The sequence below is a fragment of the Micromonospora sp. NPDC049903 genome, from assembly GCF_044460945.1.
In the GTDB taxonomy this organism is placed as follows: Bacteria; Actinomycetota; Actinomycetes; order Mycobacteriales; family Micromonosporaceae; genus Micromonospora.
This window is the reverse complement of sequence record NZ_JBITKL010000015.1, coordinates 95,277-120,592: the sequence shown is the minus strand read 5'-3', so window position 1 is coordinate 120,592 and position 25,316 is coordinate 95,277. Positions and strand designations below refer to the sequence as shown.

27 protein-coding genes are annotated in these 25,316 nt (G+C 73.6%); 18 read left to right on the top strand and 9 right to left on the bottom strand.

The annotated features are described in order from the left end of the window. Positions 1-17 precede the first annotated feature (17 nt). Both ACIBO1_RS21920 and ACIBO1_RS21915 read left to right on the top strand, forming a co-directional pair. A complete protein-coding gene (locus tag ACIBO1_RS21920) occupies positions 18-860 on the top strand; it encodes an ABC transporter ATP-binding protein (RefSeq protein ID WP_396749349.1) in 843 nt (280 codons plus the stop codon). A 79-nt stretch (positions 861-939) separates the two neighbouring features. Continuing rightward, the gene (locus tag ACIBO1_RS21915) at positions 940-1,839 is read left to right on the top strand and encodes a ribokinase (RefSeq protein WP_396749346.1); all 900 of its coding nucleotides are present in this window, start codon (positions 940-942) and stop codon (positions 1,837-1,839) included. On the opposite strand, the gene ACIBO1_RS21910 is transcribed toward ACIBO1_RS21915, so the two are convergent. Beyond that, on the bottom strand, positions 1,821-2,861 hold the full coding sequence (locus ACIBO1_RS21910) for a helix-turn-helix domain-containing protein (protein WP_396749343.1): 1,041 nt from the start codon (positions 2,859-2,861) through the stop codon (positions 1,821-1,823). The genes ACIBO1_RS21915 and ACIBO1_RS21910 overlap by 19 nt on opposite strands. A 71-nt stretch (positions 2,862-2,932) precedes the next feature. Here ACIBO1_RS21910 and ACIBO1_RS21905 point away from each other — a divergent pair, with 71 nt between their 5' ends. After that, positions 2,933-3,388 carry a rhodanese-like domain-containing protein gene (locus ACIBO1_RS21905; protein ID WP_396749341.1) on the top strand — a complete coding sequence of 152 codons (456 nt, stop codon included), beginning with the start codon at positions 2,933-2,935 and terminating at the stop codon, positions 3,386-3,388. A 22-nt stretch (positions 3,389-3,410) separates the two neighbouring features. Here the strand turns inward: ACIBO1_RS21905 and ACIBO1_RS21900 are convergent, their stop codons facing one another. The 3 genes from ACIBO1_RS21900 to ACIBO1_RS21890 form a co-directional block, all read right to left on the bottom strand. Then, positions 3,411-4,229 carry a hypothetical protein gene (locus ACIBO1_RS21900; RefSeq protein ID WP_396749339.1) on the bottom strand — a complete coding sequence of 273 codons (819 nt, stop codon included), beginning with the start codon at positions 4,227-4,229 and terminating at the stop codon, positions 3,411-3,413. Between the two features lie 45 nt (positions 4,230-4,274). Beyond that, the gene (locus tag ACIBO1_RS21895) at positions 4,275-4,757 is read right to left on the bottom strand and encodes a DUF6232 family protein (RefSeq protein ID WP_350693489.1); all 483 of its coding nucleotides are present in this window, start codon (positions 4,755-4,757) and stop codon (positions 4,275-4,277) included. Positions 4,758-4,835: 78 nt separating this feature from the next. Next, positions 4,836-5,315 carry a DUF6232 family protein gene (locus tag ACIBO1_RS21890; protein ID WP_396749336.1) on the bottom strand — a complete coding sequence of 160 codons (480 nt, stop codon included), beginning with the start codon at positions 5,313-5,315 and terminating at the stop codon, positions 4,836-4,838. Positions 5,316-5,415: 100 nt separating this feature from the next. Between ACIBO1_RS21890 and ACIBO1_RS21885 the strand changes: the two genes are divergently transcribed. Both ACIBO1_RS21885 and ACIBO1_RS21880 read left to right on the top strand, forming a co-directional pair. Beyond that, on the top strand, positions 5,416-6,189 hold the full coding sequence (locus ACIBO1_RS21885) for an enoyl-CoA hydratase-related protein (protein WP_350693492.1): 774 nt from the start codon (positions 5,416-5,418) through the stop codon (positions 6,187-6,189). Positions 6,190-6,257: 68 nt separating this feature from the next. Next, entirely contained in the window at positions 6,258-7,880 is a 1,623-nt protein-coding gene (locus ACIBO1_RS21880; protein ID WP_396749333.1) for an acetolactate synthase, read from the top strand. Between the two features lie 21 nt (positions 7,881-7,901). On the opposite strand, the gene ACIBO1_RS21875 is transcribed toward ACIBO1_RS21880, so the two are convergent. Genes ACIBO1_RS21875 through ACIBO1_RS21865 form a run of 3 tightly spaced genes read right to left on the bottom strand, consistent with a single transcriptional unit; the run spans position 7,902 to position 9,037 of the window. Then, complete coding sequence (locus ACIBO1_RS21875; protein ID WP_396749331.1) at positions 7,902-8,318, bottom strand: PLD nuclease N-terminal domain-containing protein; 417 nt, start codon at positions 8,316-8,318, stop codon at positions 7,902-7,904. Between the two features lie 30 nt (positions 8,319-8,348). Beyond that, positions 8,349-8,651, bottom strand: coding sequence for a DUF202 domain-containing protein (locus tag ACIBO1_RS21870; protein WP_396749328.1), 303 nt, complete (start codon positions 8,649-8,651; stop codon positions 8,349-8,351). After that, on the bottom strand, positions 8,648-9,037 hold the full coding sequence (locus ACIBO1_RS21865; RefSeq protein WP_350693499.1) for a DUF202 domain-containing protein: 390 nt from the start codon (positions 9,035-9,037) through the stop codon (positions 8,648-8,650). The genes ACIBO1_RS21870 and ACIBO1_RS21865 overlap by 4 nt, the downstream gene beginning before the upstream one ends. A 40-nt stretch (positions 9,038-9,077) precedes the next feature. Between ACIBO1_RS21865 and ACIBO1_RS21860 the strand changes: the two genes are divergently transcribed. From ACIBO1_RS21860 to ACIBO1_RS21845, 4 genes are all read left to right on the top strand, one after another. After that, positions 9,078-9,875, top strand: coding sequence for a GNAT family N-acetyltransferase (locus ACIBO1_RS21860; RefSeq protein WP_396749325.1), 798 nt, complete (start codon positions 9,078-9,080; stop codon positions 9,873-9,875). Then, entirely contained in the window at positions 9,872-10,285 is a 414-nt protein-coding gene (locus ACIBO1_RS21855; protein ID WP_350693502.1) for a hypothetical protein, read from the top strand. Before ACIBO1_RS21860 ends, ACIBO1_RS21855 begins: the two co-directional genes overlap by 4 nt. Before the next feature lie 191 nt (positions 10,286-10,476). Further along, positions 10,477-11,256, top strand: coding sequence for an electron transfer flavoprotein subunit beta/FixA family protein (locus ACIBO1_RS21850; protein WP_396749322.1), 780 nt, complete (start codon positions 10,477-10,479; stop codon positions 11,254-11,256). 12 nt (positions 11,257-11,268) lie between these two features. After that, positions 11,269-12,228: an electron transfer flavoprotein subunit alpha/FixB family protein gene (locus tag ACIBO1_RS21845; RefSeq protein WP_396749320.1), complete on the top strand. Its 960-nt coding sequence runs from the start codon at positions 11,269-11,271 to the stop codon at positions 12,226-12,228. 101 nt (positions 12,229-12,329) lie between these two features. On the opposite strand, the gene ACIBO1_RS21840 is transcribed toward ACIBO1_RS21845, so the two are convergent. Beyond that, positions 12,330-13,124 (bottom strand): anti-sigma factor, encoded by a 795-nt coding sequence (locus ACIBO1_RS21840; RefSeq protein ID WP_396749318.1) that lies wholly within the window; start codon positions 13,122-13,124, stop codon positions 12,330-12,332. Then, positions 13,078-13,680 carry an RNA polymerase sigma factor gene (locus ACIBO1_RS21835; protein WP_396749431.1) on the bottom strand — a complete coding sequence of 201 codons (603 nt, stop codon included), beginning with the start codon at positions 13,678-13,680 and terminating at the stop codon, positions 13,078-13,080. The genes ACIBO1_RS21840 and ACIBO1_RS21835 overlap by 47 nt, the downstream gene beginning before the upstream one ends. A gap of 229 nt (positions 13,681-13,909) precedes the next feature. Here ACIBO1_RS21835 and ACIBO1_RS21830 point away from each other — a divergent pair, with 229 nt between their 5' ends. From ACIBO1_RS21830 to ACIBO1_RS21790, 9 genes are all read left to right on the top strand, one after another. Beyond that, positions 13,910-14,740 (top strand): DUF4397 domain-containing protein, encoded by an 831-nt coding sequence (locus ACIBO1_RS21830; protein ID WP_396749316.1) that lies wholly within the window; start codon positions 13,910-13,912, stop codon positions 14,738-14,740. Further along, positions 14,737-15,387: a class F sortase gene (locus tag ACIBO1_RS21825; RefSeq protein ID WP_396749313.1), complete on the top strand. Its 651-nt coding sequence runs from the start codon at positions 14,737-14,739 to the stop codon at positions 15,385-15,387. The genes ACIBO1_RS21830 and ACIBO1_RS21825 overlap by 4 nt, the downstream gene beginning before the upstream one ends. A 49-nt stretch (positions 15,388-15,436) precedes the next feature. Beyond that, positions 15,437-16,612, top strand: coding sequence for a cysteine desulfurase family protein (locus ACIBO1_RS21820; protein ID WP_396749310.1), 1,176 nt, complete (start codon positions 15,437-15,439; stop codon positions 16,610-16,612). Positions 16,613-16,738: 126 nt separating this feature from the next. Beyond that, positions 16,739-17,812, top strand: coding sequence for a tRNA 2-thiouridine(34) synthase MnmA (gene mnmA / locus ACIBO1_RS21815; protein WP_396749308.1), 1,074 nt, complete (start codon positions 16,739-16,741; stop codon positions 17,810-17,812). Positions 17,813-17,828: 16 nt separating this feature from the next. After that, entirely contained in the window at positions 17,829-18,830 is a 1,002-nt protein-coding gene (locus tag ACIBO1_RS21810) for a methionine synthase (RefSeq protein WP_396749306.1), read from the top strand. 35 nt (positions 18,831-18,865) lie between these two features. Continuing rightward, positions 18,866-19,243 carry a VOC family protein gene (locus ACIBO1_RS21805; protein WP_396749303.1) on the top strand — a complete coding sequence of 126 codons (378 nt, stop codon included), beginning with the start codon at positions 18,866-18,868 and terminating at the stop codon, positions 19,241-19,243. A gap of 39 nt (positions 19,244-19,282) precedes the next feature. After that, complete coding sequence (locus ACIBO1_RS21800) at positions 19,283-20,287, top strand: ADP-ribosylglycohydrolase family protein (protein WP_396749301.1); 1,005 nt, start codon at positions 19,283-19,285, stop codon at positions 20,285-20,287. Positions 20,288-20,435: 148 nt separating this feature from the next. Next, positions 20,436-22,571: an NAD-dependent DNA ligase LigA gene (gene ligA / locus ACIBO1_RS21795; RefSeq protein WP_396749298.1), complete on the top strand. Its 2,136-nt coding sequence runs from the start codon at positions 20,436-20,438 to the stop codon at positions 22,569-22,571. Between the two features lie 155 nt (positions 22,572-22,726). Continuing rightward, positions 22,727-25,216: a putative bifunctional diguanylate cyclase/phosphodiesterase gene (locus tag ACIBO1_RS21790; RefSeq protein ID WP_396749295.1), complete on the top strand. Its 2,490-nt coding sequence runs from the start codon at positions 22,727-22,729 to the stop codon at positions 25,214-25,216. Positions 25,217-25,316: the final 100 nt, after the last annotated feature.

The following is a 25,316-nucleotide window of genomic DNA, read 5'->3' as shown; positions in this document are numbered from 1 at the left end:
CGTGGTTGGATGGGCGGGTGACTGGTGACCTGATCCCTGGCGCCGGTGGCGCCACCCCCGCCCCCTCACCCGTGGACGCGGATCTGGTGGTCAGCCTCGACGGCGTCGCCGTACGCCGGTCCGGCACCGCCCTGCTGCACGATGTGGACTGGCGAGTCGAGCTGGACGAACGCTGGGTGGTGCTGGGCCCCAACGGCGCCGGCAAGACCACGTTGCTCAACCTCGCCGCCGGGCGGCTGCACCCGACCACCGGCACGGCGCACGTGCTGGGCGAGCGGATCGGCCGCACCGACGTGACCGAGCTGCGTACCCGCATCGGGCTCACCACCGCCGCGCTCGCCGAGCGTCTGCCCGCCGACGAGCGGGCCGTGGACGTGGTGATGACGGCGGCCTGGTCGGTGGTGGGCCGCTGGCGGGAGAGCTACGACCCGGCCGACGAGTCCCGCGCCCGGGCGCTGCTCGACCAGCTCGGTGTCGGCGCGCTGACCGACCGGACGTACGGCACGCTCTCCGATGGCGAGCGCAAGCGGGTGCAGATCGCCCGGGCGCTGATGACCGACCCTGAGCTGCTGCTGCTGGACGAACCGGCGGCCGGGCTCGACCTCGGTGGCCGGGAGGACCTGGTGGGCCGTCTCGCCGAGCTGGCCCAGGACCCGGACGCTCCGGCGTTGGTGCTCGTCACGCACCACGTGGAGGAGATCCCGCCCGGCTTCACCCACGCGCTGCTGCTGCGCGACGGCGCGGTGATGGCCCAGGGGCTGCTGGAGGACACCCTCACCGCCGACAACCTGACCAAGACCTTCGGCCTGCCGCTGCTGGTCGAACGCCACGGCGAGCGCTACACCGCTCGCGCCGCGTGAAAGGAGGGGTCCCCTGCTAACGCCTGCGGTATAGCAGGGGACCCCTTTTTCACACACGAGCCAGCCGCAGGAGGCTTCCGTGCGCCAGACCCGGGTCGTCGTGGTGGGCAGCGCGAACATGGACCTGGTCGCCACCGCGCCGGCCCTGCCCCGGCCGGGGGAGACCACGCTCGGCACCGACTTCGTCACGGTGCCCGGCGGCAAGGGCGCGAACCAGGCCATCGCCGCGGCCCGCGCCGGTGCCGCCTGCACCTTCCTCGGCGCGATCGGATCCGACTCGTTCGGGGTGACCCTGCGGGCTCGGATCACCGCCGCCGGGGTCGACGCCAGCCACCTCCGCACCAGCTACGGCGCCTCCGGGGTGGCCCTGGTCATGGTCAACGCCGAGGGCGAGAACGCCATCCTGGTGACGCCGGGAGCGAACGGCGCGATGACCGCGCTCACCGAGGCCGAACTGGCCGCCGTACGCGACGCGGACGTGCTGGTCGCCCAGTTGGAGATCCCGGTGGATACGGTGACCGAGGCGGCGGTGGCCGCCAAGGACGCCGGCACCCGGGTGGTGCTGAACGCCGCGCCGGCCGTCCCGCTGCCACCGGAACTCCTGGCCGCCGTGGACCTGCTGGTGGTCAACGAGAACGAGGCGCAGACGTACACCGGGCGGGGCCGGGACGAGCCGCAGGCACTGCTCGACCTGGTGCCCCGGGCGGTGCTCACCCTCGGCGGGCAGGGCGCCTGGTACGGCGACCGGGACGGCACCGCCGTGCACGTGCCCGCCGTGCCGGTGGACACGGTGGACTCGACCGCCGCCGGGGACGCGTTCACCGCCGCGCTCGCGGTGGCCTGGGGCGAGGGCCGGGACCTGGTCGACGCGGTCCGCTGGGCGGCGGCGGCCGGTGCGGCCTGCGTCCGCCGGCTCGGCGCGAGCGTGTCGCTGCCGCACCGGGCCGAGATCGACCAGCTCTACGTCCCGGCACCCTGACCGACGCGGCCGGTGCGGCGTCCGCCGTCGGGGCCGGTCGCGCGCGCCGGGGCGCTGTCGCCGTCGGCGCGGAACGCCCGGCGGTACGCCGACGGTGAGGTCCGCATCGCCCGGGCGAAGTGGTGGCGATAGGTGACCGACGTGTCGAAGCCGACCGCGGCGGCGATCTCGGTGACCGGTGCGTCGCACGTCTCCAGCAGCGCCAGGCTGGACCGGATCCGCTGGTCGATCAGCCACCGGATCGGGCTGGTGCCGGTGGCCCGGGCGAAGTGCCGCAGATAGGTGCGCGGTGACATGTGCGCCTGCCGGGCCAGCGTCGCCACCGTCAGCGGTTCGCTCAGGTGCGTCAACGCCCAGGCGAGGCTGCCGGCGATCCGGTCGTCGTCCGGGCCGGTGGTCACCGGGGATTCGATGAACTGTGCCTGACCGCCGTCGCGGTGCGGCGGGATCACCAGCCGTCGGGCCACCGCGTTGGCCACCGCCACCCCGTGGTCCCGTCGGACCAGGTGTACGCAGAGGTCCAGGCCGGCGGCGCTGCCCGCGCTGGTGGCCACGTCCCCGTCGTCCAGGTACAGCACGTCGGGGTCCACCGTCACCTGCGGGTGGCGGCGGGCCAGCAGGTCGGCGTACCGCCAGTGGGTGGTGGCCCGACGCCCGTCGAGCAGGCCGGCGCCGGCCAGCGCGAACGCGCCGGAGCAGAGGGAGACGACCCGGGCGCCGCCCCGGTGCGCCCGGCGCAGGGCGGCGACCAGCTCGGGCGACGGGGTGCCGTGCACGTCGGGCACCCCGGGCACGATCACCGTCCCGGCGGCGGCCAGGTCGTCCAGGCCGTACGGGCTGTGCAGGGCGGCACCGCCGATCAGCGGCACCGGGCCGGGCCGCTCGGCGCAGAGCCGCAGGTCGTACCAGGGCACGCCGAGCTCGGGCCGGGGCAGCCCGAAGACCTCGGTGACGATCCCGGTCTCGAAGACCGACATCCCCGGGTACGCGAGCACGGCGACGGTGCGGTCCGCCGGAGTCATGGCGGGATGTTAGCGCAGTACGGCGTCACCGCCACTCGTCGTCGACGCCGTACCGGTCGAGGATCGGTGCCATGACCCGTGCCTTCGCCGTACCGGCCGCCGCGCCGGACGCCGCCGTCACCCACTTCCTCGCCCGGCTCCGGTACGAGACCGACGTCTCCGACGTGCACGCCGACCTGACCGCCGGGGTGCCCGACCTGGTGGTGGTCGACTCACGCAGTGACGACGCCTGGGAACAGGGCCACCTGCCCGAGGCCCTGCACCTGCCCACCGCCCGGATCGCCGACCGGGCGGCGGCGACGGTGCCGCCCGGAGCGCGGGTGGTGACGTACTGCTGGGGTCCCGGCTGCGACGGCGCCACCCGGGCGGCGCTGGAGTTCGCCCGGCTCGGCTACGCGGTCAAGGAGATGCGCGGCGGCTACGAGTACTGGGTCCGGGAGGGCCTGCCGGTGGTCACCGGGACCGGGGTCACGCAGCGGCCGGTGGACGAGCTGACCGCGCCCCGCCGCGCCGATTGCGGCTGCTGACCGCAGCCCAGCTCGGGTGGGGTCACCCGGCGTCGTCGCTCAGCTTCTCGCCGCGCCGACGCAGCATGCCCAGGCCGGGAATGCCGGCCACGGCGAGCTTGAGGTCCCGGGTGACGTCGAGCAGGTCGTGCAGGTCCGGACCGACCCGGTCCAGGGTGGCGAGGATCGGCAGGACGTCCGAGGTGAGGTGCTCCCGCAGCCTCGGCAGCTCGTCGACCAGGCGGACGGCGGCGGTGACCTCCTCCTCGCTGAGCTGCTCGACGAAGTGGTTGGCCATCGGAGCGGCCCGGCGCAGCGCCGGCTCGTACGCGGCCAGCAGCTCGGCCGCGGTGGCCGCCGCCTCGGCCGCCGCGCCCACGGTGCCGGCGGCCCGCCCGGCCACCGACGTCGCGGCGTCGACGGCGCCCTCGGCCGCGCGGGCCACCCGGTCGGCGTTGGCCACCACCGTGGCGGCGGCGGTCGACACCTGCTCGGCGTTGGCCACCACCGTCGCGGCAGCGGCCGACACCCGCTCGGCCTCGCCGATCACCCGAGCCGCCGTGCCGGTCAGCTCGGTGGCCTGCTGCACGGCGGTGGTGGCCGCCGCGCTGATCACCGCCACCTCGCGGACGGCCACGTCGGCGTCGGTGAGCATCTGGTCGGTGCGCTCCAGGGTCTGCTCGACCCGGTCCACCACGCCCTCGATCCGGTCCACCACGCCGTTGATCCGGTTCAGCAGCTCCTCCACGCCGTCCAGCACCGCGAACGCGCGGGTCGGGACCGCCGCGAACGACGCGGCCTGGTCGAGGGCGGAACGGGTGAGACCGACGACCGAGGTCGGCCGGGGAAGAGGGATCGCCATGGCGTCAAGTGTGCGCCGTCCCGGCCAGCGGCACCGCGCGGCCGGTCACCAGTGGTCGCCCTGCTGCTCGACGGCGCGCTGCACCGCCCGGTAGATCTGCCCGAACCGCAGCGCGTCGGGGGTACGCAGCACCATCACCTCCTGACCCCGGTACTGCACCCACAGCTCGTTGACCCGGTTGCCGCGTTCGTACGAGCGGTCCAGCCAGCCGAGCGGGATCTCCAGGAACGGCACCAGCGCCAGCGCGATGACCACGCAGGCGGCGAAGACGATCAGGGCGGGCATCCACTCGCCCCGGTCCGAGGCGGACCAGGCCAGCGAGATCACGCAGACCAGCCCGACCAGTGGGGGCAGGGAGAGCAGCAGGACCAGGACGCCCCGGCCGAGCACCCGCCCCCGTACGGCGAGGGTGGTCTGGCCCTTGGCGTGCCAGACGTAGGTCACTTCGGCCATCGGGATGACGTGTCCTGCGGCCCGGATCGACTCCGACGTCACCTGCACCGTGTCGTCCCGGTAATAGAGCGCCATCACTAAGCCTAACCACCTCCGGGCGTTCCGTGTCTGTCACGCGGAGGTCAGCATCGCCTCACACGGAGGTCAACCCGGTCAGCGACGGCGGGGCGGCCGGGCCGGTTCGTTCGCCTCCATGGCCCGTTGCACGGCACGGTAGATCTGCCCGAAGCGCAGCGCGTCCGAGGTCTGGAGCAGCCGGATTGGGTGTCCGCGCCAGCGGATCCAGACCTCCCGTTGGCGGCTGCCCCGGGCGTACGAGCGGTCGAAGTACTCGAAGAGCTGGTCGGCGATGGGCCCGGCGGCCAGGCCGATCAGCACGGAGGTGCCGATGACGGCGACGGTGACGGTCGGGGACTTGTCGAGCCAGATGCCGATGACGATGCCGATGACGGCGAAGACCAGCGGGACGACCATCGCCGCGCCGAGGGCGCCGCGTCCGGCCAGCACCCGCCAGGACAGGCTGCCCCGGTGGTGCCAGACCTCGCTGATCTCGGTCAGCGGGTACGAGTCGCCGTCGACGGTGACGGTGCGGGAGGTGACCTGAACGGACCTGTCGTCGTAGTACGTGACCATCGCGGGAACTCCGGGTGGTGGGACTGGCGGCCAGACTACGTGCCCGACCAGGTGCGCCGTAAGGTTGGCGGGCGACTTCGACGAGGAAGTGAGGCTCAGCGTGGGTGAGTTCGTGCGGCTGGAGACCAGGGACGGCATCGGCACCATCCGGTTGGATCGGCCACCGATGAACGCGCTCAACACCCAGGTGCAGGAGGAGTTGCGGGCCGCCGCGTCGGCCGCCACCACCGATCCCGAGGTCCGCGCGGTCATCGTGTACGGCGGCGAGAAGGTCTTCGCGGCCGGCGCGGACATCAAGGAGATGGCCGACATGTCCTACGTGGACATGTCCGACCGGGCGGCCGACCTGTCCAGCGCGCTCGGTGCGATCGCCCGGATCCCCAAGCCGGTGGTGGCCGCGATCACCGGGTACGCCCTCGGTGGCGGCTGCGAGCTGGCGCTGGCCTGTGACTGGCGGGTGGTGGCCGAGGACGCCAAGCTCGGCCAGCCCGAGATCAAGCTGGGCATCATCCCCGGTGCCGGCGGCACCCAGCGGCTGGCCCGGCTGATCGGGCCGGCGCGGGCCAAGGATCTGATCATGTCCGGCCGGATGGTGGACGCGCAGGAGGCGCTGCGGATCGGTCTGGCCGACCGGGTCGCGCCGGCCGGCGAGGTCTACGACGCGGCGGTGGCGCTGGTGCAGCCGTACCTGCGTGGCCCGGTGCAGGCGCTGCGGGCGGCGAAGCTCGCCGTGGACGGCGGCCTGGACATGGACCTGAACTCCGCCCTGGCCTGGGAGAGCCAGCTCTTCGCGGGGCTGTTCGCCACCGACGACCGGCGGGAGGGGATGGCGGCGTTCGTGGCGAAGCGGAAGCCGGACTTCACCGGTCGATGAAGATGGTTCACATTCCAGCTACCGGCCAGTAGCGTGTGACTCCGGTCGGCCGACGAGAAGGAGCGGGAATGACGGAGCGGATCGAGGGGCACGGCGGGGAACTCGCACTCGCGGCGCTGCGCGCGTACGGGGTGCGGGAGATGTTCACCCTCTCCGGCGGGCACGTGTTCCCGCTCTACGACGCCGCGTACAAGGCCGACTTCCCGATCTACGACGTGCGGCACGAGCAGTCCGCCGTTTTCGCCGCCGAGGCGGTGGCGAAGCTCCAGCGTCGCCCCGGCCTGGCCGTGCTCACCGCCGGGCCGGGCGTGACCAACGGGGTGTCCGGTCTGACCAGCGCGTACTTCAACGCCTCGCCGGTGCTGGTGCTGGGTGGCCGGGCCCCGCAGTTCCGCTGGGGCTCGGGCAGCCTCCAGGAGATGGACCACCTGCCGCTGGTCGCCCCGGTCACCAAGCACGCCGAGACGGTCTTCACCGCCGACGACATCCCCCGGGCCGTCGCCGCCGCGCTGCGCACCGCGCTCACCCCGCACCGGGGGCCGGTCTTCCTCGACTTCCCGCTGGAGGCGATCTTCTCGGTGGGCGACGCCGAGCTGCCGACGGCGACCGGCGTCGAGCCGGTCGAGGCCGACCCCGACGAGGTGGCCGCCGCCGCGCGGCTGATCGCCGGTGCGGCCCGCCCGGTCATCGTCGCCGGCTCCGACGTGTACGCCGGTGACGCGGTGGACGCCCTGCGCGCCGCCGCCGAGGCGCTCACTGTGCCGGTCTTCACCAACGGCATGGGCCGTGGCGCGCTGCCGCCGGAGCACCCGCTGGCCTTCGCCAAGGCCCGCCGGGTCGCCCTCTCCGGCGCCGACGTGGTCGTCGTGATCGGCACTCCGCTGGACTTCCGGCTCTCCTTCGGCGACTTCGGCGACGCCACGGTGGTGCACGTGGTGGACGCGCCGAGTCAGCGCGCCTCGCACGTCGAGCCGGCTGCCGCCCCCGCCGGTGACCTGCGGGCGGTGCTCACCGCGTTCGCCGAGTACACCGGCGAGCGGACCGACCACGGCGACTGGGTGGCGCAGTTGCGCACCGCCGAGGACGCCGCCAAGGCCCGCGACGCCGAGGAGATGGCCGCCGAGACGGACCCGATCCGGCCCGCCCGCGTCTACGGGGAGCTGCGCAAGGTCCTGGCCCGCGACGCGGTCACCATCGGCGACGGGGGCGACTTCGTCTCGTACGCCGGGCGCTACCTGGAGCCGGCCCAGCCCGGCACCTGGCTCGACCCCGGCCCGTACGGCTGCCTGGGCACCGGCATGGGCTACGCGATGGGCGCCCGGATCACCCACCCGGACCGCCAGGTCTGCGTGCTGATGGGTGACGGCGCGGCCGGGTTCTCGCTGATGGACGTCGAGTCCCTGGTCCGGCAGAAGCTGCCGGTGGTGATGGTGGTCGGCAACAACGGCATCTGGGGCCTGGAGAAGCACCCGATGCGGGCCATGTACGGCTACGACGTCGCCGCCGACCTCCAGCCCGAGCTGCGGTACGACCACGTGGTGAGCGCGCTCGGCGGTGCGGGGGAGACGGTCGCCAAGGCGGCCGACCTGGGGCCCGCCCTGGCGCGGGCGTTCGACGCGGGAGTGCCGTACCTGGTCAACGTGCTCACCGACCCGGCCGACGCGTACCCCCGCTCCTCGAACCTGGCCTGAGCACGGACCCCGCCCCGGCGGTCACACCTCGGGGCGGGGTTCCTCGCGCGGCGGGTCGCCCTCGCGTCGGCGCAGGTCGTCCTCGCGCCGACGCAGGTCCTCCTCCCAGCGCTGGAAGAGTTCCTGGTCCTCCTTGCGGGACCGCTCCTGGATCGAGCGCAGGAACTCGGGGTCGTCGTCCGGGGCGAGCGGCCGCTGGGGCCCCCGCTCGGCCGGACGCGTGCCCGTCGACCACATGCCGCCACCGTCGGCCTTGCGCTTGCGCCCGGCGACGAACCAGGCGATCGAGCCGATCAGCGGGGCGAAGAGGATCATCAGCACCCAGGCGATCCGGGGTAGGTGACGGATGTCGTCTTCCTCGGCGGACAGGCAGCTGATCAGGGCGCAGACGGCGAGGACGACCTGCACCACGAAGAGGAGGATGTACAGCCGGGCCATGTACCCATCATGTCCTACCCGACGAGATGGTCACACCCCGCGCAGCACCAGCAGCACGCCGAGCAGGGCGAATCCGGCCGTACCCAGCCCGACCAGGGCGAGCGTGCGGCCCCCGCCGGCGACCGCGCGGACGGTGATGCTCCGCCGCCAACAGAGCGTGACCACCGCCACCCACCCCAGCACGGCCAGCGCGGCCGGCAGCGCTCCGACGGGGCCGCCGCTGAGGGCGAGCCGGACGGCCAGCAGCACCACCACGGTCATCGCCAGCGCGGTGCGCCGCCAGGCCAGCCGGGTCCGCTCGGGTTGCAGCCCGGGGTCGCGGGTCGCGCTCATCGGCCCACCGCACCGACCAGCACCGCCACCGTGAGCAGCAGCGCGCCGAGCGCGACGACCAGGGCGAGCACGGCCGGGAACCGGGACGCGGGCAGCTCCCTGCCGAGCCGGATGGCGCGTTCGCTGCGCGCCCAGTGGTCCACCGCCCGCAGCGCGACCACCCCGCCGAGCAGCAGCAGCGCCACCGAGATCACCTCGCGCAGGTAGGACGCCGGCATCTCCGGCAGGAACTGCGCGGCGGCGAGCCCACCGGCGATCAGTGCCAGCCCGGTCCGCAGCCAGGCCAGGAAGGTCCGCTCGTTGGCCAGCGAGAAGCGGTAGTCGGGGGTACGCCCCACCGACCGCATCTCCTGCGGGTCGAACCAATTCTTGATCAACTGCCACACGCAGGTGATTATCCGGTTCCGGTCGGGCATAACTGGATACATGACGGATCTTGACGCGATCACGTTGCGCACGGCGTACGACACCCACCTGCGGCCGGGACTGCCCGATCCGGTGCCGGACGGTGTCCTGGTCCAGCGGGACGGTCCGTTGTTCCGGGTGCTCGGGCTGGACGGTCGGGGCCTGGTGACCTATCGCGATCTCGGCGGTCTGAGCGGCACCGGGCTGGACGAACTGATCGCCCGGCAGGTGGCGGTCGCCGTCGAGCGCAGCGAGCCGGTGGAGTGGAAGCTGCACGGTCACGACGACCCGGCCGACCTGCCGCAGCGGCTGCGCGCAGCCGGGTTCACGCCGGAGGCGGAGGAGTCCGTCATGGTCGGGCCGGTCGCGCCGCTGGCCTCCGCGCTGCCGGTGGTGCCGGAGGGCGTACGCCTGCGCGAGGTGACCGGCCGTGCGGATCTGGAGCGGATCGCGGAGATGGAGACGCAGCTCTGGGGCGAGGACCTGTCCGGCCTGGCCGACGGGCTGGCCCGCGAGATCGACGCCGACCCGCAGTCGATCACCGTGGTGGTGGCCGAGGCGGACTCGACGGTGGTCAGCGCGGGCTGGGTGCGGTATCCGGCGGAGACCACCTTCGCCACGCTCTGGGGCGGTTCGACCCGGCCCCAGTGGCGGCGGCAGGGGATCTACCGGGCGCTGGTCACCTACCGGGCCCGGTCGGCCGGTCAGCGGGACCGGACGCTGTTGCAGGTCGACGCCGGTGCGGAGAGTCGTCCGCTGTTGGAGCGGCTCGGCCTCGTCGCGGTCACCAACACCACGCCCTACGTCTACACTCCGTGATCATGACGCAGCGGCTGACCGACGAGGAGAAGCTGACCCTCAAGACGGGTGCCTTCGGCGCGGTCCTCATGGTCTCGAACGCCGAGCCCGGCCTGCTGGCGGTCTTCCGGGAGAGCTTCGCCGCCTCCGGGGCGATCTCCGACGCCAGCGGGGTGGTGAAGGAGGCGTTGACCAGCGGCCCGCTGCCGAAGCTGCCGCGTGACTCGGCGCTGGAGATCGAGTCGGTGGTGCTGCCGGCGCTGCGTCGGGCGGTCGGCATCCTCACCGAGAAGGCGCCGCAGGACGTCGGCGTCTACCGCGAGGTGGTGCTGGCCGCCGCCGATCGGACCGCGCGCGCCCACCAGGGGGTCAGCCCGGCCGAGGCCGAGGCGATCGGTCGGATCAAGGACGTACTGGGCGACTCGTCCTGACCGACGGCCACTCCGGTGAGCTGCGTCACGCCGGTCGCGCACGGAAGCCTATGCTACCGACAGGTAACATCGCGTCGTGGGCAACTGCACAGCAGCCCACGGTTGACCTGACGGCAACAGACACGCAAGGCTGCGCCCCAGACCAGGGGCGATTGAGCACACCACCACAGCAGGAGGGTCGTCGAAGCGCGATGAACATCGTCGTACTCGTCAAGCAGGTGCCCGATTCGGGCGCGGACCGCAACCTGCGTACTGACGACAACACTGTCGACCGCGGTTCGGCGAACAACGTCATCAACGAGATGGACGAATACGCCATCGAAGAGGCGTTGAAGATCAAGGAGGCGCACGGCGGCGAGGTGACGATCCTGACCATGGGTCCGGATCGGGCGACCGAGTCGATCCGTAAGGCGCTGTCGATGGGTCCGGACAAGGCGGTGCACGTGGTGGACGACGCCCTGCACGGTTCCTGCGCGGTGGCCACCTCGAAGGTGCTGGCTGCCGCGCTGGCGCAGCTCGGCGCGGACCTGGTGCTCTGCGGTGCCGAGTCGACCGACGGCCGGGTGCAGGTGCTGCCGCACATGCTGGCCGAGCGGCTGGGCGTGGCGGCGCTGACCGGCGCCCGCAAGCTCACCGTCGACGGGAGCACGTTGACCGTGGAGCGGCAGACCGAGGAGGGCTACGAGGTGGTCACCGCCTCGACGCCGGCCGTGGTCTCCGTCTGGGACACCATCAACGAGCCGCGGTACCCGTCGTTCAAGGGGATCATGGCGGCCAAGAAGAAGCCGGTGCAGACCCTGGGCCTGGCCGACCTGGGTGTGGCCGCCGACGAGGTGGGCCTCGCCGGGGCGACCAGCACGGTGCTGGAGCACAGCAAGCGCCCGCCGCGTTCCGGTGGGGTCAAGGTCACCGACGACGGCTCCGGTGGCGCCCAGTTGGTCGAGTTCCTCGCCACCGAGAAGTTCGTGTGAGGGGTGTGGGACATGTCTGAGGTTCTCGTCGTCGTCGAAGCCACTCGGGAGTTCGGCGTCAAGAAGGTCACCCTGGAGATGCTCACCCTCGCGCGCGAGCTGGGCACTCCGGCGGCGGTGGTGCTCGGCGGCGCCGGTGCCGCCGACGCGCTCGCCGGCAAGCTGGGCGAGTACGGCGCGGAGAAGATCTATGCCGCCGAGGGCGAGGAGATCGACGGCTACCTGGTGGCGCCCAAGGCCACCGTGGTCGCCGACCTGGTCAAGCGGGTGCAGCCGGCCGCCGTCCTGCTCGCCTCCTCGCAGGAGGGCAAGGAGATCGCCGCCCGGCTGGCGGTCAAGCTGGACAACGGCATCCTGGCCGACGTGGTGGCCCTGGCCGCCGACGGCACCGCCACCCAGGTGGCCTTCGCCGGCTCGACCGTGGTCACCTCCAAGGTGACCCGTGGCCTGCCGCTGGTCACCGTCCGGCCGAACTCGGTCACCCCGGCCCCGGCCGCCGCCACCCCGGCGGTGGAGCAGCTCACGGTCACCGTCGGCGACACCGACAAGCTGGCCAGGGTCGTGGAGCGGGTGGCCGAGCAGAAGGGCTCGCGCCCCGAGCTCACCGAGGCGGGTGTGGTGGTCTCCGGCGGTCGTGGGGTCGGCAACGCCGACAACTTCTCGCTGGTCGAGGAGTTGGCCGACCTGCTCGGCGGCGCGGTCGGCGCCTCCCGGGCCGCCGTCGACTCCGGGTACTACCCGCACCAGTTCCAGATCGGTCAGACCGGCAAGACCGTCGCGCCGCAGCTCTATGTGGCGCTCGGCATCTCCGGCGCGATCCAGCACCGGGCCGGCATGCAGACCTCGAAGACGATCGTCGCGGTCAACAAGGACGGCGAAGCGCCGATCTTCGAGCTGGCCGACTTCGGCGTGGTCGGCGACCTGTTCAAGATCGTCCCGCAGGCCGCCGAGGAGATCCGCAAGCGCAAGTGAGGCGTGATCGCGAAGCCGCCGCCCGGAACACCGGGCGGCGGCTTCGTCGTCTGCGCCGAGGGAGCTGATCGGCGGGCCGGGGAGCTGAACCGGCCCGCCGATCAGCCCGTCAAGGAGCCCCTCAACAGGCTGTCCCCGGAGTGGGCGGTGTCGTTGTCGTACTGCTCGGCGGAGACGTCGACAACAGAGTACTGCCCGAGGTCGACGTTGGGCGGGAGCGGCAGCAGCACCTCGCTGCCGGTGCCGAGCACGCCGATCGAGAACATCTCCATGGTGTTCGGGTTGATGAGCCAGACCTCGTAGTACCCCGGCACGGCCGGGAGATTCGCGACATGCAGATGAAGCTCGCCGCTGTCGAGCACCCGCGCGTCCCCCCGGGCCTGTGCCGGCGTGCTGCCGTACGCGTCGAGTCGGGCGCTGGCCACCACCGTCTGGGCCGGCACCGGGTCGGTCGAGCCCCCGCCCAGCACCGCCGCGGTGCCGGCCACGCCGACGGCGGCGGCGGCCACCGCCGTGGTCACCGTCGCCAGCCAGCGCGGCACCCGGCCACGCCGGCCCCGTGCCGCCGGGCCCCCGCCGCTGACCGCCGGGCGGCCGGTGGACACCGGCGTGTCGCCGGTACGCGGACCGGGCGCTCGTCGCCGAGCGTCGGCGGTCAGCCCGGGCAGGTCCTGCGCGGCCCGGATCTCGGACGTGATGCCCTGCCAGAGGTGCTCCGGCGGATCAGGCAGGTCGCGCAGCCCCTGGGTGGCGGCACCGAGACCGGCGACGTGCCGCAGGTTCTCCAACTCGCCACGACAGTGCGGGCAGCCGTCGAGGTGGGTGCGGTCGACGTCCTCCGCCTCGCTCTCACCGAGTGCCAGAAAGACCAGCCGATCGTGCTCCAGGTGCGGCACCGTCCACCTCCCATCTGCGCTTCAGGCTCGCCATGCCCCGTCGGATGTGACTCTTGACGGTACCCAGCGGCACACCGGTCACCGCCGCGATCTGCTGGTGGGTCAGATCGTCGAAGAAGGCCAGCTCCAACATGCGTCGCTGGTCGGCGGGGAGTCGCGCGAGCTCGTCGGCGACCACCAGCCGGTCGACCACGACGTCCGGGTCCACGCCGGGCGCGACCGGCTCGGGCAGTTGGCGGACCGCCTCGGTCACCCGGTTGTCCCGGCTGACCGACCGCAGCCGGTCCACCACCTTGCGCCGGGCGATCCCGAGCAACCAGCCGACCAACGAGCCCCGGGCGGGATCGAAGGTGTCCCGGCCGAGCCAGGCGGCGACGAAGGTGGCCTGGGTGACGTCCTCCGCGTCGCTGCGGTTGACCAGGGTGCTGGTGGCCAGATGGAACACGGCACGGCCGTAGCGGTCGTACGCCTCGCGTAATGCCAGCTCGTCGCCGTGGCGGAACCGGTCGGCGAGGTCGTCCTCGGGTGTCCCCGGCTCGTGCCGGGCCCCGGTCACGGGACAGGTCGCCTGGTTGGGGGCATGCCCGACTGTAGCTCTCACCGGCGCCGTCCCCTCTGTCAGCCCAGCGGCTCCTCGATGTCTCTTCGTCCGGGACCACCCCGCCGGATGCGCTTTCGAGGAAGAAAAGAAAGTCGATTTCCGGCGCATCCAGGCGGCGACGTACCGGCGTAACTCGGGATGTCAGCAACACCAACGAACCAGTACGAACCATCAGGAGGCAGACATGCAGCTCGCGTACCTTCGTCGGATCGCCGCGGGCGGCGCGGCCGCCGCGCTGACCTTCGTCGCCGCCGGCGTCGCCACCGCCACCCCGGCCTACGCCGCCACCTCGAAGGTCTCCGTCGTGCACGGCATCCCGGACACCCCGGTCGACGTGTACGTCAACGGCGAGAAGACGCTCGAGGGATTCAAGCCCGGTGACGTGGCGGGTCCGCTGGACCTGTCCGAGGGGCGGTACGACATCGCGCTGACCAAGCCGGGCGAGCCGATCGGACAGGCCATCCTCACCGTGGACGACGCCGAGGTGCCGGGCGGGGCGAACCTCAGCCTCGCCGCCCACCTGGACGCCGAGGGCAAGCCGAAGATCACGCCGTTCGTCAACGACACCGCCAGGGTGGACGCCGGCAAGGCCCGGCTGATCGTCCGACACACCGCCGCCGCCCCGGCGGTGGACGTCCGCGCCGGTGGCACGCCGGTCTTCGAGGACCTGACCAACCCGAACGAGGCCAAGGGCGACGTGGACGCGGGCAGCGTCTCGGCGGACGTGGCGCTCGCCGGCACCGACACGGTGGTGATCGGACCCGCCGACCTGAACCTGCGGGAGGGGACCGCGACGATCGTCTACGCCATCGGTTCCGCCGAGGCCGAGAACCTGGACATCGTGGCGCAGACCATCACCGGGCTGCACTCGGCGCCCTCCGGCGTGCCCAGCGGCACCGGCGGCGAGGCGGGCACCGGGCTGACCACCGGCTGGTACGTCCTGGCGGGTGCCGGGGTGCTGCTGCTCCTGCTGGGCGGGGTCCGGGTGGCCCGTACCGTCCCGGGTCGCCGGTGAGCGTCGTCAACCGTGCGGCGCTGGCGGCACTCGCCGCCGGCGCCGCCGCGCTCACCGTGGCCGGGGCGGTGGCGGTCGCCTCCCGCCCGTCCGGCAGTGTCGGCGCCGAGCAGGCCGTCGCACTGGCCAGCCCGACCCCGTCGACCGTGGGCCCGAGCGTGGCGGTACGCCCCGGCGGGCTGCCCGACGCGGCGACCCCGGTGCCCCCGGTACGCCTGCGCATCCCCGCCATCGAGGTCGTCGCGCGGGTCGACCCGGTCGGGGTGGACGCGCGCAGCGGCGAGTTCGACGTACCGCCCAGCGTGGACCGGATCGGCTGGTACCGCTTCGGTCCCGGGCTGGAGGCCGACGCCGGTTCGGTGGTGATCGCCGGGCACGTCGACAGCGCGGAGCAGGGCCGGGGCGCCTTCTGGCGACTGCGGGAGCTGGCGCCGGGCGACACGCTCACGGTCACCGGCGCGGACGGCACCCCGCGCGGCTACCGGGTCGTCGCCCGGGAGGAGTACGACAAGACGAGGATCCCGCTGGAGCGGTACTTCGCCCGTGACGGCCGGCCCCGGCTGACGCTGATCACGTGCGGGGGACCGTTCGACGCCCAGGCCCGCAGGTATCGCGACAACGTCGTGGTGACGGCGGTTCCGGCGTGAGCACTCCGGCCTGCCGTCCAGGCGGGCGTGGTCGTTAGGCTGAGCCGTGATGGCTTACCTGGATCATGCCGCGACCACTCCGATGCTCGGCGAGGCACTGGAGGCGTACGTCGCGACCGCCCGCGAGGTCGGCAACGCGTCTTCCCTGCACGCGTCCGGCCGGCGCGCCCGGCGGCGGGTCGAGGAGTCGCGGGAACGGGTGGCCGCCGCGCTGGGCTCCCGGCCGTCCGAGGTGATCTTCACCGGCGGCGGTACGGAGAGCGACAACCTCGCGGTCAAGGGCATCTTCTGGGCGCGCCGGGACGCCGACGCCGGGCGGATCCGGGTGGTCTCCAGCGCCGTCGAGCACCACGCGGTGCTCGACGCGGTGGACTGGCTGGGCGCGCACGAGGGCGCCGAGGTGGGCTCGTTGCCGGTCGACGGCACCGGTCGGCTGCACTCCGACGCGCTGCGCGCCGAGTTGGCCGCGCACGGCGATCGGGTGGCCCTGGTCACCGCGATGTGGGCGAACAACGAGGTCGGCACCGTCCAGCGGGTCGGCGAGCTGGCCGCGGTCGCCGCCGAGTACGGCGTCCCGTTCCACACCGACGCGATCCAGGCGGTCGGCCAGGTGCCGGTCGACTTCGCCGCCAGCGGCGCCGCCGCGCTCACCGTTACCGGCCACAAGCTCGGCGGCCCGGTCGGCATCGGCGCGCTGCTGCTGGGTCGGGACGTTGCGGCGGTGCCGCTGCTGCACGGCGGCGGCCAGGAGCGCGACGTGCGGTCGGGCACGCTGGACACCGCCGGCATCGTCGCCTTCGCGGTCGCCGTCGAGGCGGCGGTCAAGGGCCAGCAGGAGTACGCCACCCGGGTCGCCGCACTCCGCGACGACCTGGTCCAGCGGGTCCGGCAGGCGGTGCCCGAGGTGGTCTTCAACGGCGACCCGACGGACCGGCTGCCCGGCAACGCGCACTTCTCCTTCCCCGGTTGCGAGGGCGACGCGCTGCTGCTCCTGCTGGACGCCCAGGGCATCGCCTGCTCGACCGGTTCGGCGTGCTCCGCCGGGGTGGCGCAGCCCTCGCACGTCCTGCTCGCGATGGGCGCCGACGACGACCGGGCCCGCTCCTCGCTGCGCTTCTCGCTCGGCCACACCAGCACCGCCGGTGAGGTCGACGCGCTCATCGCCGCCCTGCCGGGGGCCGTGGACCGGGCCCGGCGGGCGGCAGCGCTGCGGACGCCGCGCTGAGGCAGTGGCCGACACCCCACGGTGGGACCAGGTGACGCCCGGCTTCGACGCCGGACCGGGACGGACCGGGGCGACCGCCGACCGGCGGCGCGGAGATAGGCTCGGTGGGAAGGGAGCGTGGTCCGGGTGAGGGTGTTGGCGGCGATGTCCGGCGGCGTGGATTCCGCCGTGGCGGCGGCGCGGGCGGTGCAGGCCGGGCACGACGTCACCGGCGTGCACCTGGCGCTGGCCCGTAACCCGCAGACCTACCGCACCGGAGCGCGGGGCTGCTGCACCCTGGAGGACTCCCGGGACGCCCGCCGCGCCGCCGACGTGCTGGGCATCCCGTTCTACGTGTGGGACATGGCCGACCGCTTCCACGAAGACGTGGTCGACGACTTCGTGGCCGAGTACGCCGCCGGACGTACCCCCAACCCGTGCCTGCGCTGCAACGAGAAGATCAAGTTCGCCGCGGTGCTGGACCGGGCGGTGGCCCTGGGCTTCGACGCCGTGGTCACCGGCCACCACGCCCGACTCGGGCCGGACGGGCTGCTGCGGCGCAGCGTCGACCTGGCCAAGGACCAGTCGTACGTGCTGGCCGTGCTCACCCGCGCGCAGTTGGACCGTTCGATCTTCCCGCTCGGTGACTCGACGAAGGCGCAGGTCCGGCAGGAGGCCGCCGACCGGGGCCTGGCGGTGGCCGACAAGCCCGACTCGCACGACATCTGCTTCATCGCCGACGGCGACACCCGGGGCTTCCTGGCCCAGCGGCTCGGCGAGACGCCCGGCGACGTGGTCGACGCCAGCACCGGCGCGGTGGTGGGCACGCACGCCGGTGCCTACGCGTACACCGTGGGCCAGCGGCGTGGCCTGCACCTGGACCGCCCGGCCCCGGACGGCCGACCCCGGTACGTGCTCTCCATCACCCCGACGACCAACACGGTGACCGTCGGCCCGGCCGAGGCGCTGGAGGTGGCCGAGGTGCGTGCCACCCGCCCGGTCTGGACCGGTGGCCCACGCCCCGACGGCCCGATCGAGTGCGAGGTGCAGTTGCGGGCGCACGGTCTCGTGGTGCCGGCCGAGGTCACCGTGGACGGTGACGCGTTCCGTGCCGACCTGCGGCAGCCGGTCCGGGGAGTCGCTGCCGGCCAGGCGATCGTCGCGTACCGCCCCGACCCGGCCGGTGACATCGTGCTCGGCTCCGCCACGATCACCGACTGACCGGTACCCTTCGGCCGTGAGTGATCAGGTTTGGCCCTGGCCTGCGGGCGCGGCGACCGGCATCGGATCGCTGCCCGGCACCGACATCGCCGAGGCGCAGCGGATCGTCCTCGGTGAGTTGCCCGCCCTGCCCCACCTGCCGGAGCTGCCGGCCCGTGGCCCGGGCGCGGACATGATCGGGCGCGGTGCCGGTCTGCTGGTCGAGCTGCCGGTGGAGCTGTACGCGGCGCGCTGGCGGGTCGCCCTGCGCCCCGGCCGGGACCTGCGCCGCGCCCGGGACCTGATGGAACGCGACCTCGACCAGCTCGCCGAGCAGGCCGAGGAGTACGCCGGTCCGATCAAGGTGCAGGCACCCGGTCCGTTCACCCTCGCCGCCTCGGTCGAGCTGCCGGTCGGCGGCCGGATGGTGCGCGACCCCGGTGCGGTACGCGACCTGGTCGGCTCGCTCGCCGAGGGGCTGCGCGCGCACGTGGCGGCGGTGGCCCGCCGGGTACCCCGGGCAACCGTCCTGCTCCAGGTGGACGAACCGTCGCTGCCGGCGGTGCTGGCCGGCCGGGTGCCCACCGAGAGCGGCTTCGGCACGTACCGGGCGGTGCAGCCGGAGGACGCGCGGGCGTTGCTGGGCGCGGTGGTGGAGGCGGTCGGCGTACCCACCGTGGTGCACTGCTGCGCCCCGGACGTCCCGCTGGACCTGATCCGGTCCACCGGCGCGGTCGGTGTCGCCCTCGACCTGGACCTGGTCACCGACCTGGACCCGCTGGGCGAGGCGATCGACGCCGGGCTGGGCCTGTTCGCCGGGGCCGCGCCGAGCACCGCCCCGGCCGGTCGCGCGCCGACCTCGGCCCAGGTCGCCGACCGGGTCCGCACCCTCTGGGACCGGCTCGGCTTCCCGCGTTGCCGGCTCGCCGAGCAGGTGGTGGTCACCCCCGCCTGCGGTCTGGCCGGCGCCACCCCGGCATACGTCCGCGCGGTGCTGTCCGCCTGCCGCGACGCGGGGCGGCGGATCGCCGAGGAGTGAGGTGTCGGCGCGGCGGGCGTGGCAGCATGCCGGGCATGATCGGACGACTGCGTACCACCGTGATCGATTGCCCCGACCCGCGCGCCCTGGCCGCCTTCTACGCCGAACTGCTCGGCCTGCCGCTGATCGAGGAGGACAGCGACGGTGACGAGTGGGTGGTGCTGGGCGGGCATCCCGGCCACCAGCCCCGGATCGCCTTCCAGCAGGCACCCGACCTGCGTCCGCCCAACTGGCCCGACCCGGAACGGCCACAACAGTTACACCTCGATGTGACCGTCGACGACATCGAGGTCGCTGAGCGGGCCGTGCTGGCTTTGGGCGCGCGGCGGCTGCCGGATGAGGGGGAGGGCGAGGGCTCCCGGGTCTACGCCGATCCGGCCGGGCACCCGTTCTGCCTCTGCTGGGACGTCTGACCATCGCGCCGGCCCGCCCGAGCGGGCATGATCACCAGCATGATCAGTCCTGTGCCCGGGTGGGCCGCCGGCTCGCTTCTCGGACTCGCCTACGGTGACGCCCTGGGCAAGCCCACCGAGTTCCTCACCGTGGCCGAGATCGAGCGGCGGTACGGCCCGACCGGTCCTCGGGACCTGGTCGGTGATCCGGCGTTGGTCACCGACGACACCCAGATGGCGCTCGCGGTCGGCTGGGCGCTGCACGACGCGCCCGCGTACACGCCCGAGGTCGTCGAGCCGTTGCTGCGGCAGCGTTTCCTGGCCTGGGCGGCCAGCCCGGACAACAACCGCGCGCCCGGGATGACCTGCCTGCGGGCCTGTGCCGAGCTGTCCCGTGGGCTGCCCTGGCAGCAGGCCAGTCAGGTCGAGTCGAAGGGCTGCGGGGCGAACATGCGGGTCACCCCGGTCGGGCTGCTCGACGTCGACCTCGACACCGCCGCCGGACTGGCCCAGCTCCAGGCGGGGCTGACGCACGGGCACCCGACCGGCCTGGCGGCCAGCGAACTGACCGCGTACGCGGTGCGGCTGCTGGTCGACGGCGCGGCGCCGGCCGAGATTCCCGGCCGGCTCACCGCGCGGGCCCACGAGCAGCGCGAGGTCTACCGGGGCGACTGGCTCGGTGACCTGTGGCAGCGCGCGGGCGCGCGGTCGCCCGCCGAGTTCATCGCCCTGGGCTGGGACGAGTGCCTGCGGGTGCTGGCCCGGCTCGACGCGGCGCTCGCCGGCCCCGACGACAGCGGCGACCCGTGCCGGTGGACCGGTGAGGGCTGGATCGCCGAGGAGGCGTTGGCGACCGCGCTGTACTGCGCCGTCCGGCACGCCGACGACCCGGTGGGCGCACTGGCCCGGGGTGCCCGGACCGCCGGTGACTCCGACTCGATCGCCGCGCTCGCCGGGGCCTTCGTCGGCGCCGCCGTGGGGGTCGCCGCCTGGCCCGCCGACTGGGCCGGTCGCATCGAGTACGCCGACCAACTCGCCGCCCTCGCCACCGCCTGGCAGCGCTGACCGCCGCCCGGCAGCGCTCATCGCTGGCCGAACACGCGCCGACCTCCGGCGGGGAGCGGCGCTGACCGGCGGGAACCGGTGGGGTTGTCGGCGAACTGTCCGACCCGCCGGATACCGTGCCGGGGTACCCATCACAGGAGGTCGCGGGGTGTCCGAGGAAGCCATCGGCGAGCAGGTCAGCGCGGCGCAGGAGGCGGCGGCCGGCGCCGAGCCCACCCCGCAGGCCCGGGAACGGCACGCCACGCTGAGCCAGGAGTTGACCGAGCACCAGTACCGCTACTACGTGCTCGACGCGCCGACCGTCTCGGACGCCGAGTTCGACCGGATGCTGCGGGAGCTGGAGGCGCTGGAGGAGGAGTTCCCGGCGCTGCGCACCCCGGACTCGCCGACCCAGCGGGTCGGCGGCACCTTCTCCACCGACTTCGCCCCGGTCGCGCACGCCGAACGGATGATGTCGCTGGACAACGCGTTCGCCGACGAGGAGCTGGCGGCGTGGGCCGAGCGGGTCGAGCGGGACGCGGGCGGCCCGGTGCCCTACCTGTGCGAGCTGAAGGTCGACGGGCTGGCGATCAACCTCACCTACGAGTCGGGGCGACTGGTCCGGGCGGCGACCCGGGGCGACGGCCGCACCGGTGAGGACGTCACCGCCAACGTGCGCAGCATCCGGGACGTGCCCGGCCGGCTGACCGACTCGGTGGAGTTCGGCCCGGTCCCCGAGCTGATCGAGGTGCGCGGCGAGATCTACTTTCCGGTCGCCGCCTTCGCCGACCTGAACGCGGGCCTGGTCGAGCAGGGCAAGGCGCCGTTCGCCAACCCGCGTAACGCCGCCGCCGGCAGCCTGCGGCAGAAGGACCCACGGATCACCGCGTCCCGACCGCTGCGTCTGGTGGTGCACGGCATCGGTGCCCGGCGCGGCTTCCAGCCGGCCACCCAGTCCGAGTCGTACTCGGCGTTGCGGGCCTGGGGGCTGCCCACCAGCGACCGCTGGCGGGTGGTGCCCGACCTGGCCGGCGTCCGGGACTACATCGCGCACTACGCCGCGCACCGGCACGACGTGGAGCACGAGATCGACGGCGTGGTGGTCAAGGTCGACCCGGTGCCGATCCAGGGCCGGCTCGGCTCGACCAGCCGGGCACCCCGCTGGGCGATCGCCTTCAAATATCCACCCGAGGAGGTCAACACCACCCTGCTCGACATCGAGGTCGAGGTGGGACGGACCGGTCGGGTCACGCCCCGGGCGCTGCTCCAGCCGGTGAAGGTGGCCGGCTCCACCGTCGCGTACGCGACCCTGCACAACGCGCGCGAGGTGGAGCGCAAGGGGGTGCTCATCGGCGACACGGTGGTCATCCGCAAGGCCGGTGACGTGATTCCCGAGGTGCTCGGCCCGGTGGTCGAGCTGCGTCCGCCCGACGCCCGGGCGTTCGTCATGCCCACCGTCTGCCCGGCCTGCGGCACCCCGCTCGCCCCGGCTAAGGAGGGTGACGTCGACATCCGCTGCCCCAACTCGCGCAGTTGCCCGGCGCAGTTGCGCGAGCGGGTCTATCACCTGGCCGGGCGCAAGGTGTTCGACATCGAGGCGCTCGGCTACAAGAGCGCCGCCGCGTTGCTCGACGCGCAGGTCATCACCGACGAGGGCGACCTGTTCTCGCTCGACGCCGACGCGTTGGCCACCTCGCCGTTCTTCGTGAACAAGGACGGCAGCCTCGGCAGCAACGCCGTCAAGCTGCTCGACAATCTCGCCGTCGCCAAGGAACGCGAGCTGTGGCGGGTGCTGGTGGCCCTCTCCATCCGGCACGTCGGGCCGACCGCCGCGCAGGCGCTCGCCCGGCACTTCCGGTCGATCGAGGCGATCGACGCCGCGTCCGAGGAGGAGCTGTCCTCCGTCGACGGTGTCGGGCCGACCATCGCGGCCAGCATCCGGGAGTGGCTCGCCGTCGACTGGCACCGCGAGGTGATCCGCAAGTGGGCCGACGCGGGCGTCCGGATGGCCGAGGAGGCGCAGGGGGAGGGGCCGCGACCGCTGGAGGGGGTGACCGTGGTGGTCACCGGCACCCTGGCCGGCTACTCGCGGGACCAGGCCGCCGAGGCGATCCAGTCCCGGGGCGGCAAGGTCAGCGGCTCGGTGTCGAAGAAGACCGGTTTCGTGGTGGTCGGCGACAACCCCGGGTCCAAGGCGGACAAGGCGGCCGGGCTGAAGGTGCCGATCCTCGACGAGGAGGGCTTCCGGGTGCTGCTCGACTCCGGCGCGGAGGCGGCCCGCGCGGTGGCCCGCGTCGAGGAGTGAGGCACTTGCCGATCTTGCGGGGACTCGCCCGGATACCAACTTAATTACGACTACGACCGATTCGTGGCTGTCGTACCTGGTTTCCGGTCGTCGGGGGCGTTTCATTAGGACACGGCGCGTGAACCCACGCGTCGCGTCCTGTAGCGGGAGGTGTGATGGAGCCGCCCGATCCGCGCAACCTCGTCCCGCCCGGGCGTACCGCGCCGTTCTCGGTCTTCGTCGGCCTCGTGCTGCTCCTGGCCGTGCTGCTCTCCGTCGGGCCGCTGGTCTCGTTCGCCGGAACGCTGCCGGACCTGCCGGCGGCGTTCTGGACGATGGCCGTGCTCGCCGTCGCCTGCGACGCGCGTCCGTTCCTGCCGCCCGGCCGGCGGCCCTCCTCGTCCGCGGTCTTCCCGTCGACCTGCTTCATCTTCGCGATCCTGCTCGGCTGGGGTCTCGGCCCGGCGGTCGCGGTGCAGGCGGTCGCCGTGCTGGTCTCCGGGGCCCGGATGCGGCACGCCCCCTGGCGGGTCGCGTTCAACGCCGGGCAGTACGCCTGCTCGCTGGCCGCCGCGTACGCCGTCACCCGGCTCGGGCCCGGCGGCATCTTCGACGCCGGCGGTCTGGGGTGGACCGACATCGCCGCGATCGGCGGTGCCGGGGTGGCCTGGTTCGTGGTGAACTACGGGCTGGTCACCACGGCCGTCCGGCTGCGCTTCGGCGAACGGTGGTGGCCCAACGCCCGCCACGGACTGCCGTTCGAGCTGCTCTCCACCGGGTCCCTGCTGCTGCTCGCCCCGGTGCTGGTCACCGCCGCCCGGGCCAGTTCCGCGCTGGTGCCGCTGGTGCTGGTGCCGCTGTTCGCGGTCTACCGGATGGCCCGGCTCACCGTGGAGCAGCACCAGCTCGCCGCCCTCGACCCGCTGACCGGGCTGCCCAATCGCAAGGCGCTGCTCAGCGAGGTCAACGAGCAGGTGCACCGGCACGCCGAGCGCGCCGCACGCGGTGCACCCGGCGCCCGCCTGGCCCTGCTCCTGATCGACCTGGACCGTTTCAAGAACGTCAACGACGCCCTCGGGCACGCCGTCGGCGACCGGCTGCTGGTCGAGGTGAGCGCCCGACTGACCGACGTGGTGCCGGCGTCGGACCTGGTGGTCCGCCTCGGCGGCGACGAGTTCGCCATCGTGATGACCGGGGTGGACGACGTCACCCAGGCCCGCGCCCTGGCCGACCAGGTGGTGCGGGTCCTCGCCGAGCCGGTGCCGCTGGACGGACTGCCGCTGGACGTCGGCGGCTCGATCGGCATCGCGCTGTACCCAGAGCACGGCGAGGACTTCGCCACCCTGATGCGCCACGCCGACGTGGCCATGTACGACGCCAAGCACCGCAACGACACGGTCGCCGTCTACACCGCGGAGTCCGACCACAACTCCGCCGAGCGCCTGGGCCTGCTGGCCGACCTACGCCGGGTGCTGGACGCGGGTGCGGCGGGCCGCTCCGCCGTGCCCGACGCCCCAGGTGACGCGCCCGTGGCGCGGGACGGCGTGCGGGACGGGGACACCGCGCCGGTGGCGCGGGACGGGGACGCCGCGCCCGTGGTGCGGGGCGGGGACGGGGCGGCGTTGACCACCTCGGTGGTGCGGCAGCCCGGCGGTGGCCGGTGGTTCCGCCGTCGTCACCGGCCGCCGGTGGTCGCGTCCGACGACGAGCTGATCGCCCGGATCGTCACCGGTGCCGACCCGATCCTGCGCCGTACCGCCCGGCCCGCCGATCCGGCGGCGCTCCCCGGTGAGCCGTGGTCCGGACCGGTCGGCGCCCACCGGCCGGGGGACGAGGGCACGCCCTCCGCCGGTGCCGCGTTCGGCGGCGACCCGGCCGGGGACGCGGGCGAGATCACGATGTATTACCAACCGCAGATCGCCATCGCCACCGGCGAGGTGGTCGGGGTCGAGGCGTTGCTGCGGTGGCGGCACCCGCGCCGGGGCATGGTCGACCCGGAGGAACTGATCCGGGTCGCCGAACAGAGCGCCGTGATGCGCCTGCTCACCCGTCGGGTGGTGGACGACGTGGTCGAACAGTTGGCCAAGTGGTCGGCGGCCGGTCTGGGCCTGCGGGCGGCGCTCAACGTCAGCGTGCGGGACCTGCACACCGGCGAGATCGCCGACCAGATCGCGGATCGGTTGACCCGCTACGGGGTGGCACCGGAACGGCTGCAACTGGAGATCACCGAGGGCGCGTTGATGGCCGACCCGCGCCGGGTGCTGACCACCATCACCCGGTTGCACCGGATCGGGGTCGGCATCGCGCTCGACGACTTCGGCACCGGCTACTCGTCGCTGCAACACCTGCGCCGGCTGCCGCTGTCGGAGGTGAAGGTCGACCGGTCCTTCGTGCTCGGGATGACCGAGGACTCCGACGACGCGGCGATCGTCCGGTCGACGATCGAGCTGGGCAAGGCGCTCGGGCTGCGGGTGGTCGCCGAGGGCGTGGAGGACGAGAAGACCTGGCGGATGCTGCACGCGGCCGGATGCGACGCCGCGCAGGGCTGGTTCTACGCACGGCCGATGCCGGCCGAGGAACTGGTCGCCTGGCTGGGCCGGTACCGACCGGTACGCCCGCTCGGCGGCCACGACGAGCCGGACGTACCCCGCCGCAGCCCTCGGTGACCCGCGGCCGGGCCGCCGCGACGCCGCCCGCCCGGCCAGGTCTCCGGTCGGCGGGAGCCGGACGCCCCGGGGAGCCGGGGGCGGCGGGCCGGGCGCGGAA

Excerpts from the sequence above, each read along its gene's own strand:
- ACIBO1_RS21790 (WP_396749295.1), top strand. The coding sequence starts at position 22,727 with ATGGAGCCGCCCGATCCGCGCAACCTCGTCCCGCCCGGGCGTACCGCG.
- ACIBO1_RS21895 (WP_350693489.1), bottom strand. The coding sequence starts at position 4,757 with ATGGCGCTCTATTACCGGGACGACACGGTGCAGGTGACGTCGGAGTCG.
- ACIBO1_RS21890 (WP_396749336.1), bottom strand. The coding sequence starts at position 5,315 with ATGGTCACGTACTACGACGACAGGTCCGTTCAGGTCACCTCCCGCACC.
- ACIBO1_RS21875 (WP_396749331.1), bottom strand. The coding sequence starts at position 8,318 with ATGGCCCGGCTGTACATCCTCCTCTTCGTGGTGCAGGTCGTCCTCGCC.
- ACIBO1_RS21845 (WP_396749320.1), top strand. The coding sequence starts at position 11,269 with ATGTCTGAGGTTCTCGTCGTCGTCGAAGCCACTCGGGAGTTCGGCGTC.
- ACIBO1_RS21860 (WP_396749325.1), top strand. The coding sequence starts at position 9,078 with ATGACGGATCTTGACGCGATCACGTTGCGCACGGCGTACGACACCCAC.
- ACIBO1_RS21905 (WP_396749341.1), top strand. The coding sequence starts at position 2,933 with ATGACCCGTGCCTTCGCCGTACCGGCCGCCGCGCCGGACGCCGCCGTC.
- ACIBO1_RS21910 (WP_396749343.1), bottom strand. The coding sequence starts at position 2,861 with ATGACTCCGGCGGACCGCACCGTCGCCGTGCTCGCGTACCCGGGGATG.
- ACIBO1_RS21880 (WP_396749333.1), top strand. The coding sequence starts at position 6,258 with ATGACGGAGCGGATCGAGGGGCACGGCGGGGAACTCGCACTCGCGGCG.
- ACIBO1_RS21820 (WP_396749310.1), top strand. The coding sequence starts at position 15,437 with ATGGCTTACCTGGATCATGCCGCGACCACTCCGATGCTCGGCGAGGCA.
- ACIBO1_RS21830 (WP_396749316.1), top strand. The coding sequence starts at position 13,910 with ATGCAGCTCGCGTACCTTCGTCGGATCGCCGCGGGCGGCGCGGCCGCC.
- ACIBO1_RS21800 (WP_396749301.1), top strand. The coding sequence starts at position 19,283 with ATGATCAGTCCTGTGCCCGGGTGGGCCGCCGGCTCGCTTCTCGGACTC.
- ACIBO1_RS21870 (WP_396749328.1), bottom strand. The coding sequence starts at position 8,651 with ATGAGCGCGACCCGCGACCCCGGGCTGCAACCCGAGCGGACCCGGCTG.
- ACIBO1_RS21900 (WP_396749339.1), bottom strand. The coding sequence starts at position 4,229 with ATGGCGATCCCTCTTCCCCGGCCGACCTCGGTCGTCGGTCTCACCCGT.
- ACIBO1_RS21850 (WP_396749322.1), top strand. The coding sequence starts at position 10,477 with ATGAACATCGTCGTACTCGTCAAGCAGGTGCCCGATTCGGGCGCGGAC.
- ACIBO1_RS21805 (WP_396749303.1), top strand. The coding sequence starts at position 18,866 with ATGATCGGACGACTGCGTACCACCGTGATCGATTGCCCCGACCCGCGC.